9 protein-coding genes and 2 rRNA genes are annotated in these 10,096 nt (G+C 29.6%); 3 read left to right on the top strand and 8 right to left on the bottom strand.

What is annotated here, in order from left to right; translation table 11 throughout:
• Positions 1-30: 30 nt before the first annotated feature.
• The 4 genes from WBG30_RS01890 to WBG30_RS01905 form a co-directional block, all read right to left on the bottom strand.
• The gene (locus WBG30_RS01890; RefSeq protein ID WP_424502950.1) at positions 31-657 is read right to left on the bottom strand and encodes a sigma-70 family RNA polymerase sigma factor; all 627 of its coding nucleotides are present in this window, start codon (positions 655-657) and stop codon (positions 31-33) included.
• Positions 658-721: 64 nt separating this feature from the next.
• Positions 722-1,426, bottom strand: coding sequence for a 23S rRNA (guanosine(2251)-2'-O)-methyltransferase RlmB (gene rlmB, locus WBG30_RS01895; RefSeq protein WP_424502951.1), 705 nt, complete (start codon positions 1,424-1,426; stop codon positions 722-724).
• A gap of 2 nt (positions 1,427-1,428) precedes the next feature.
• On the bottom strand, positions 1,429-2,697 hold the full coding sequence (gene murA, locus WBG30_RS01900) for a UDP-N-acetylglucosamine 1-carboxyvinyltransferase (RefSeq protein ID WP_424502952.1): 1,269 nt from the start codon (positions 2,695-2,697) through the stop codon (positions 1,429-1,431).
• A 2-nt stretch (positions 2,698-2,699) separates the two neighbouring features.
• A complete protein-coding gene (locus tag WBG30_RS01905; RefSeq protein ID WP_424502953.1) occupies positions 2,700-3,284 on the bottom strand; it encodes a DUF1694 domain-containing protein in 585 nt (194 codons plus the stop codon).
• Positions 3,285-3,492: 208 nt separating this feature from the next.
• On the opposite strand from WBG30_RS01905, the gene WBG30_RS01910 reads away from it, so the two are divergent.
• On the top strand, positions 3,493-5,289 hold the full coding sequence (locus WBG30_RS01910) for a carboxypeptidase-like regulatory domain-containing protein (protein WP_424502954.1): 1,797 nt from the start codon (positions 3,493-3,495) through the stop codon (positions 5,287-5,289).
• Positions 5,290-5,344: 55 nt separating this feature from the next.
• On the opposite strand, the gene tsaD is transcribed toward WBG30_RS01910, so the two are convergent.
• Together tsaD and WBG30_RS01920 are read right to left on the bottom strand one after the other, a co-directional pair.
• On the bottom strand, positions 5,345-6,358 hold the full coding sequence (gene tsaD, locus WBG30_RS01915) for a tRNA (adenosine(37)-N6)-threonylcarbamoyltransferase complex transferase subunit TsaD (protein ID WP_424502955.1): 1,014 nt from the start codon (positions 6,356-6,358) through the stop codon (positions 5,345-5,347).
• Between the two features lie 37 nt (positions 6,359-6,395).
• Complete coding sequence (locus tag WBG30_RS01920; protein ID WP_424502956.1) at positions 6,396-7,031, bottom strand: septum site-determining protein MinC; 636 nt, start codon at positions 7,029-7,031, stop codon at positions 6,396-6,398.
• 184 nt (positions 7,032-7,215) lie between these two features.
• Here WBG30_RS01920 and WBG30_RS01925 point away from each other — a divergent pair, with 184 nt between their 5' ends.
• Together WBG30_RS01925 and WBG30_RS01930 are read left to right on the top strand one after the other, a co-directional pair.
• The gene (locus tag WBG30_RS01925; protein ID WP_424502957.1) at positions 7,216-8,016 is read left to right on the top strand and encodes a mechanosensitive ion channel family protein; all 801 of its coding nucleotides are present in this window, start codon (positions 7,216-7,218) and stop codon (positions 8,014-8,016) included.
• A gap of 100 nt (positions 8,017-8,116) precedes the next feature.
• Complete coding sequence (locus tag WBG30_RS01930; RefSeq protein WP_424502958.1) at positions 8,117-9,643, top strand: putative glycoside hydrolase; 1,527 nt, start codon at positions 8,117-8,119, stop codon at positions 9,641-9,643.
• Positions 9,644-9,798: 155 nt separating this feature from the next.
• Here WBG30_RS01930 and rrf read toward each other — a convergent pair.
• Positions 9,799-9,915: ribosomal RNA gene (rrf, locus tag WBG30_RS01935) — 5S ribosomal RNA — on the bottom strand.
• An 89-nt stretch (positions 9,916-10,004) separates the two neighbouring features.
• Positions 10,005-10,096: ribosomal RNA gene (locus WBG30_RS01940) — 23S ribosomal RNA — on the bottom strand; the annotation flags it as partial.

Genomic DNA, 10,096 nt, shown 5'->3' on the forward strand with positions numbered 1-10,096 from the left:
ATATCACAAAGGATTAAGCTAGGTGGAAACCTAACTTAATCCTTTGTATGTATCCAGCCATAACTCACTTTTTCTTTTTATCCTTTGAATGGCATTGTCAACCGCCTTTACTTTTTCATCCATTTTTTCCGCAATCTCTTTATATGGATATCCTTTTACCATATATCTAAAAACAGATGTTTCCAATGGACTCAATTTTCTCTCTAAATAAGATTTTAATCCGTTCATTTGCTCCTTGGACAAAGCCAATTCTTCCGGGTTATACGATTGATAAGATTTTAATCCTCTAAAATATTCTATTTCCCTATTAGTCTCTTTATTTTCATTTTCTATCCCAATAGATGTATTCAACGCTTTATTCTTGTTGGAGTTGGCCTTTTTTATAGCCGTAATTATCTGCCTTTTAACACAAATTGTAGCAAACGTTTTAAATGATGCTGCTTTATCAGTATCATATGCTCTAATTGCTTTTAATAACCCAATCATTCCTTCTTGAATAAGATCGTCTCTTTCAGCACCCAGTAAAAAATAGTTCTTGGCATTCATCATAACAAAACCTTTATAGTTTTCTACTACCATCCCTACAGCTTCCTCGTTTCCACCTTTTGCTTCCTCTAATATTTCTTCAGTAACTTCAAATCTCGCTCTCTCTCCCAAAATTTTTACCCCCGTTAAAATCTTATTAAAAACAATTTTCTCTTAATATCACGATTAGTTTTTATTATCGGTTTTTTGACATCTCCGATAGTAAAACTCCACCCGCAACCGACACATTCAATGAATTTATCTTACCTTTCATAGGTATTTTTATCAAAACATCACAATGTTCTTTTACTTTTTTTCTTATCCCAAATCCTTCACTACCTAAAACTAAGGCTACTTTGGCAGGATAATTTTCTTCGTGATAATATTTTTTCGCGCTTCCTTCTGCACCATAGATCCAAAAATCGTATTTTTTTAATTCATCAATTGTTTCTGCTATATTTTTCACTTTAATTATACTAACATATTCTATCGCTCCTGTAGATGTTTTTACTACAGTCTCGTTTATCTTTACAGAATTTCTTTCTGGTATTATTATTCCTTTAACGCCAAAAATTTCTGCACTCCTAATAAGTGCACCAAAATTTCTAGGATCCTGTATTCCATCTAAAATGAGTACAGTAGAATTTTCTTCCTTTACGGCACTTTCTAAAAATTCTTTAAAAGTTATATAGTAATCATAATCACTTATATAAGCTACTACACCTTGAGAATTTTCAATCTTTTTCTTACATGCTTTAACAATTATATTCTTTTTACTGGCTTTAGTTTTTAATTTAGCTACTTGTTCAGGCCTAACCCCTGTAAATATCTCTATGTATTCAATGTTTGCATTAGATTCTATTGCTTCATTTACAGCATTAATTCCTATTATTTTTTCCATTACTACATCTCCACCTTAACCCTTTCTATATCTGCACCTATATTTTTTAATTTTTTTTCTATCTCTTCATATCCTCTATCTACATGGTATATTCTAGTTACTATAGTCTCACCTTTAGCTTTTAATGCTGCCATAATAAGTGCTGCTCCTGCTCTTAGGTCACTAGCCATTACTTCTGCACTACTAAATTCTTTTACTCCTCTTATTATTGATACATGAGTATCTACATGAATATCTGCACCCATTCTATTTAATTCCGGGACTTGCATAAATCTATTTTCAAATATTGTTTCCTTTATCTCACTGCTTCCAGAAACTAATGCTAACATTGCCATAAATTGTGCTTGTAGATCCGTCGCAAATCCTGGATGAGGAGCTGTTTTTATAATTACGGGTTTTAAATTCTCCATCTTGGCGTCTATCGTAACTAAATCACCGTCAAAATTGACTTTTACTCCCATTTCTTCTAGTTTTGCTACAAAACTTCCTAAATGTTTTTTTATAGCTCCTTTAACTTTTATCTTTCCATCAAATAAAACCGAAAGAACCATATAGGTTCCAGCTTCTATTCTGTCAGGCATTATAGAATACTCTACCGGAGTTAATTTTTCTACACCTATTATTGTAAGTTTTCCAGTACCAATCCCTTCAATTTTTGCTCCCATAGCAACTAAGTAGTTACACAGATCTTCTATCTCAGGTTCTCTGGCTACATTCTCCAAAGTAGTTGTTCCTTCTGCTTTTACAGCGGCCATTATAATGTTTTCAGTAGCTCCTACACTTGGAAAATCTAATACAATATGTCCCCCAATTAATTTTTCAGTTTTAGCCTCTACATACCCATGGGTAATTTCGATTGTAGCTCCTAGTCCTTCAAATCCTTTTAGATGTAAATCTACAGGTCTAGAACCTATTGCACATCCTCCTGGAAGAGATACTTTAGCGCTATTTGCATGTGCTAACATAGGTCCCATAACCAAAAATGATGCTCTCATTTTTTTTACTAGATCATATTCAGCTTCTAAATTAGTCAATCCATTGTTTATAATTTTATAACTATTACTTCCTATTTTTTCAGTTTCTAACCCTAAACTCTCCAATAATTTCATCAAAGTTCCAATATCCCTTAAATTTGGTACATTATGTAAAATATGAGTTCCTTTTTCTATTATTGTTGCTGTTATTATTGGCAGTGCTGCATTTTTTGCTCCACTTACTTCTAGTGTCCCACTGAGTGGATTTCCACCCTTTATTTTAAAAGCTCCTATCATCTTTATTCATTTCCTCCTAATTTCTTTCTATCTCTGCATACCGGACAATTAGTTCCTAGTAATTTATCTATTATATTAAGCCTTTTAAATTTATCCAAATAACTAGGTAATTTATCCTCGATTTTGAGATAACACTCATTACAAATACTTTTATTTTGATTTTTAGAAAATTCATATCCCAATCCTACATCTAAAAAATCCTGATCCATATCCCTTACAACTAATTCCTCTTCTTCATTATCTAAAGAATTCACGGAAACTACTATAAGTCCTATGTCACCTAAATAGCTGAGACCATCTATAAGTTCATATCTAAAGTCTAGCTTTTCCGCTTCCTTTATATATGGTTTTAGATACTTCAACCCTACATCTCTCCTTAATTTTAAAAATTTAGATTGCTTACTTTTCATAGCTTCTATTATTTCCAAATAAATCTCATCTTCCACCAATTGATCTATTTTTAAAGCTATTATTACACGTTCTCTATATTCCCCTAAATAATACTTTTTCTCATGCTGAATACTATATAATTGATTCATTTTTTTTTCTTTTTCATCTAACAAATCTAAATGATTCATTTCTCTCATAGTTATCACCCTTTTTTTTTAGTTCAATTATAATTATACCACATTAAGATCTTTTTTCAATCCTTCCTAACAAATTAGTTATTTTTGTTAATTATTAATTAATTTTTATAAATATCCTCAACAAAACCAATAAAATTTTAAAATATTATTACTTAATAGTGTAGATATAATGTATAATTTAGTAAAACAATCTAATGTGGAGGCACTTATGAAAAAATTAATACTTTTATTTATATTACTATTCAACATCACTTGTTATTCTATAACCATAACAATGATAGGAGAAGATAAATCTCCATTGAAAGAAGTTATTGCGAACATCAATAATAAAGTTAAAATAAGTGATTCAAAAGGCCGTGTTACCATTAACACTCCAGAAGAGTTCCTAAATATTTCAATTTCCAAAGAGGGTTATAAAGAGGAAATTCTAACTCTAAAAAAATCTGAACATAAGATACAAAATCTTACCTTTGTAATGAAAAAGATAAATACTTCCTATGTTACCTTTGAATTTTCTGTAAATACTGGGCTCATTGAATATCGTGAGATTGGAACAAGTAGGTTTACTAAGGTCCCATTTTTAGGTAGCACAAAGTCTCTCGAGTTTCTATCTGGGACATATGAATTTATATTTTCTTCAAAGAATTCAAAAAAAAATAAACAGATATTAAATTTTAAAGATAATTCTGAACATTTTTTTATAGATATAGATATCCCTAAAAATAGATTTTTTGTCCTTGGAAATATTTCTAAAAACAAAGGAATAAACTTCTATAAAAATAATATTGGAAAAATAATTCCACCTAAAGAGCTTACCCTTGTAGTCTTAAAAAATGGTAAAATCAAAACAAAAATCAAACTTAAAGATACTTTTATCCCTGTTGAATTAGAAGATGGGATCTATGATTTTATGATCGAAGGCAGATTTTATTCTAACTTTTATTTTAGAGGAGTCAAAATCAACTCATCAGTCAATAAAAACATAGTAATTTCAATTCCATCTGTACAAACAGCTATCCATGGTGTTATAAAAAATAATGATCAATTTATTGGGGGGGCCAAAATTTTATTCACAGATGTAAATAACAACTCTTACGAAACTATGAGTAATTTTGCAGGTGAATTCCTTATAAATTTACCACCTCAAAAATATAAAACAACCCTTAAAAAGCCCGGTTTTGTTTTGAAAAAAAATCAAAACTTAATTTATGATTTTAGTACACCCAATAAAATTTATGATCTTACTCTAGATACAAGAGAGCTCCTCAGCTATGTCGAAGGTATAGTAACAGATGACAAGGGTACCCCCATTTTAAATGCTAATATCATGATAAAAAATGGAGATAACATATTATATTTAAAGAGCGATGATTTCGGAAAATTTGCTTCCTCTATCCTTCCAGGCCTATTATTTATAAAAGTGGAAAAAGACGGATATAAAGCATTTGGTGTTGTAACAAAGTTAGAACGTTTCTCTACCCTTTCTGGTTTAAAGATTTCTTTGACGCCATACCTATCTAATATCTCGGGTATAGTTAGTAATAGTTTCACTCCTCTGAGTGGCCTCCATCTAAGTCTTAGAAATAAAAAAGGTAAAGTTGTAGCTAATACTATTTCTAATCAAAATGGATATTATGAATTTTCTGACATCAAGATAAATAATAGCTATTTTATAAGTATTGGATTACAGTCTTATAAATATTATTATTCCGATGTTTTTAACGTGACAAAAGATGATATAACAAATAAAAATATTATCTTACAAGGTCGACAAATACGAATTCACTTAGAGTTTTTAAATGGTTCTAAAATACCACTTTCTAATAAAGAAATTATTATCGAAGGTATACCTCATAAAACCGATACAAATGGTTTTTTATTATTAAATCTTCCTGAAAACAAAAAAAATATAGATATAAAAATCAAATCTTATGGCTACGAAAAACAAATTGATTTAAGTACCATGTCTACAAATCCCAACCAATTAACTTTAATTATCAAATAACAAAAAGAGGATGATCAAAGTAGAAGTTCTACTTACAGGTCACCCTCTTTTAAGATTAATCTTCTTCTATTCCCATACTTGCTATTCCATTTAATTTTAAATCTGCAAATATTTTATCTGAGTCACCATATGTCAACTTATAATATCCTGCGACTGCAATCATCCCTGCATTATCAGTACACAATTTCATAGATGGATAAAAAACTTCTATCTCGTCAGATTTCGCTCTCTTTAATAGCTCTTTTCTGAGTAATGAGTTCGCTGCTACTCCGCCTGCTATAACAATATTTTTAACTCCTTTTTCCAAAGCAGCTTTAATAGTTTTCTTACACAATATATCCACTACTCTATTTTGGAAACTAGCTGCTATATCAGCAGGATTATACTCCTCTTTTTTCATATTCTTCTTATTCACATAATTTATTACAGATGTTTTAACCCCTGAAAAACTAAATTCATAACCTCCAACTTTTGGTTCCGGCATGGGAATCTTATTACTATCCCCTTCATACGCCAATTTATCTATTACTGGTCCCCCAGGATATCCTAGTCCCATTACTCTCGAGACCTTATCATAAGTTTCGCCTACTGCATCATCTAGAGTTCCACCTAGATTAAAAAATTTATGATTTTCATCTATATATACTATATTTGTATGCCCACCAGATACTACCAACGCAATAGCAGGGAGCTCTATTCTATGTTCTAAAAAATTAGCATAAATATGTCCCTTTATGTGATGTACTGGTATTATTGGTATATCCCTACCATAAGAAATCCCTTTAGCAAATGAAATCCCCACTAAAAGTGCCCCTATAAGACCAGGTGCATAAGTTACAGCTATATAATCTACATCATCTAAAGTTATTCCAGCCTCTTTTAAACTGATTTCCATTATTGCCGCTATATTTTTAATGTGATGTCTCGAAGCTATCTCAGGAACAACTCCCCCATATTCTTTATGTATGTCAATTTGTGATGAGATATGATTAGATAACATCTCTCTTCCATCTTTCAAAACCGATATAGACGTTTCATCACATGATGTTTCTATTCCTAATATAATCATTTTTTTCTCCCTTATATCATCTTTATTTTGCTTATATTTATATCAAATCAATCCCTATTTTTTTCAGCAATTCTTTTCTCTGATTTTTATCTACTTTTTTTACGGCTATCTTTCCCATTTTTTTTTCAAACATAATATTTTTATCGATTTTTTTATCATCATACATAAGCTGTGCCTCTCCTATTCTTACTTTTGGAAATTGAGCTTCTTCTATATATACAAAACTAGTTTGATTTTTGCTCATATCGCATCCAGCATGAAGAGTCCCATGGGCTTTCCCATAAACAAATATATTCTTTTTGCTCTGTACATATGAACCAGGATTCAAATTACCTAATATCACGACATTGGTCTCTGAGTTAATTTTTTCTCCTGATCTTAAATTTCCATAATGAAATTTATACTCAATCTTTTTCTCTGCTACATTACTTAATTTTTCAGATTTTTCCAGTGGTTTTAAATTCAAAGTAGCTTCTACTATTTTTCCTAACTGTAATACTTCACTTTCGCTAAAATTTGAATTTATTATCTTATAAAATTTTAGTGTCTTCAGCAATTTATAGTTTTTTATAACTATACTTTTTAAATCTATTTCTATTACTTCAAAAACTGCAGTTGAAGGTATTTTTATTCCTACTAAATTTCCTGATATGTTTAATTTTATTTTTTCCATACCTCCCCCCATTTTATTATAGATATATTTTTTCACTTTATATTTTATAACTCAATTTAACTCTTTGTCAATAGAATCTTTTAAACTTTATTTATATATATCTAATCTGCCTATATTTTTTTAAAGGATTTAATCTTCTTATACAGTATAATAAAAAGAAAAATTTATTTTAGGAGGTAAAATCATGAATTACTCGGATTATTTTTCTATGCTTTTTGTTAATTATGGAATTAAGCTTCTCTATGCTATATTAATATGGGTTATTGGAAAATACATCATCAGTAAGTTAATGCTACTGGTAGATAAAAAAATGGAACTTGCACAGACTGAAATTACTTTAAAGAAATTTTTACATTCTATTATCAACACACTTTTTTTTACTTTTTTATTTATTATTATCGTCTCTACACTAGGTATCCAAACGGCATCCTTTATAGCTGTTCTAGGTGCAGCTTCTTTAGCTATTGGATTTGCACTTCAAGGTAGTTTAGGAAACTTTGCCGGTGGAGTACTAATCATCCTCTTTAAACCATATAAAATCGGTGATTATATAGAAACTTCTGGAGTTGCAGGAACAGTTATTGAAATACAAATTTTTGCAACGCTTTTAAACACTGTGGACAATAAAAGAGTTGTTATCCCAAATGGCAAATTATCTAATGATACACTTATAAATTACTCTAAAAACCCAGTTAGGAGAGTAGATATTGTATTTGGTGTAGGTTACAACGATGACATTGAAAAAGCAAAATCAGTTCTTCTTGAGATTGCAAATTCTCAAGAAAAGATATTGAAAAACCAAGAAGCTTTCGTTGAGGTTATAGAATATGGAAATTCATCTGTTAACATAGTATATCGAGTTTGGTGTAAAACTGCTGACTATTGGGATATTTATTTCCAGTCTATGAAAATGGCAAAAATTGAATTTGATAAAGCTAATATCTCTATTCCATATCCACAAATGGACGTGCATGTAGAAAAATAAAAAATTGTTTTCGTAAAAATCAGGGAGCTTTCCCTGATTTTTTTATTTCATTATCTATGTTATAATTTACTCATATCAAATTAGAACAAAGGAGAGATTCATGTCGAAAATAAAAGCAATATTTTTTTCTACCATACTTATTATGGCATTTTTTTTTATCTTTAAAAATAAAGATGACTTTTTTCAAAAAAAAGAAATAAAACAAGAAATAAAACAAGAAACAAAAAAGAAAATATCTTTACCGTCATCTATGTATATTTCAGAATTAACTACTTTAAGAGAAAATATCCATGGAAAACCAAAAAATTCATTGGTAATCGGAACTTTAGTTAATATTTTAAAAACAGAAAAAAATTGGATATATATATCCACTGATAAATCAAATTATAAAGGATGGATAGAAAAAAAATATCTGACAGAGGTCAAATTAAAAGATAAAAATATATTTGAAACTATCAAAATTTTAACAGATATACCAATAGATAAAGACACTAATGAAGTGAAAGATACAGTTGAAAATAATAGTGAACAAAAATTTATAAAAAAAATGATCGATACAGATTTTGATATCAAAGAGCTCTATCAATTAGGAGATGTACAGTTTAAATCTATCAATAAAAAACTTTATAAAAATAATCCTAAAGGAGATATCAAAGCTATCTATATCTCTCTTAATGGAATGTATCACGTAGATGATTATATTAAGTTAGCCAAAAAAACAAACATTAATGCATTTGTTTTAGATATAAAAAATGATCACGGAAGAGTCTTATTCGAATCACCTATAGCCCTTGAAGTTTTAGGAGATTCCTATATACGTCCTCGAATAAAAGATATGAAAACATTTATAAAAAAATTAAAGAAAAATAATATCTATCTTGTCGGAAGAATCTCTACTTTTAAAGATGAAGCATATGCCATTTCCAATAAAAGTGATGTCATCTTAGATAAAAGATACAATAAAGCATATCAGAGTTCAGATAAGATACCTTGGTTATCAGCTTACAATCGAAATGCTTGGTATTATAATGTAGAGTTAGCAAAGGAAGCTGCTGACTTTGGATTTAATGAAATTTTATTCGATTATGTCAGATTTCCTGATAGGGTACAAAACTTAGAAAAAAATTCAAAATTAATCTATAATAATATCTATTCTGAAACAAAAGTAGAAGTTATCCAAAGATTTTTAAAATATGCCCATGATGAATTATCTGAAAAAGAAGTTTATACTGCTGCATCTGTTTTTGGACAAATTGGAATTTCAAAAACTGATGAAAATATCGGTCAACACTGGGAAACTATCTCTAATGTAGTTGATTTTATAAATCCTATGGCTTATCCTTCTCACTATGCAAAAGGGACATATGGATTAAAAAATCCAGATAATAATCCATTTATTCTCTTAAATAATTATACAAAAGACGTAATTTTAAGAAATAATAATTTAGAAAATCCTGCTATTATTGAAACATGGATTCAAGGATTTAGTGCTCCTTGGATTAAAAATCATAGAAGTTATAAAAAAGAGGAATTAATCGAACAAATAAGAGCTCTTAAAGTAGAAGGTTTAAACAGTTATCTTGTTTGGAACGCATCCAGTCGTTATTATTGGGATGGTTTAAAATAATTTTTTTCATTAAAGATCACCGATTTGGTGATCTTTTTTATTTTTACTAATGAAGGTACAAATTCTATCTTTATTATTGATTGTATACATAAAAAAGCCATCAAAATAAATTGATGACTCCTCTTCTTTTTGAATCTCTTCAAAAAATAAAAAAGACTTGGCAAGTTCCTATCCTCCCAAGGGGCTGCCCCCTAAGTACTTTCGGCGTTTACGGACTTAACTTCTGGGTTCGGAATGTGACCAGGTGTACCCCCGTAGCTTTTCTTACCAAGCTTACTTTCTTATGAATATTGTTAAACATTCAAAACTATATAATAATGTTGTCCTAAATTAACTCTTTCGTTCTAAATCAATTTTGCTTTAGGTTAAGTGTTCGTCATATTAGTATTGGTCAGCTAAAGACTTCACAGCCCTTACACCCCCAACCTATCAACCTCGTAGTCTCCAAGGTGA

The organism is Psychrilyobacter sp. (genome assembly GCF_049671765.1).
Classification (GTDB): domain Bacteria; phylum Fusobacteriota; class Fusobacteriia; order Fusobacteriales; family Fusobacteriaceae; genus Psychrilyobacter.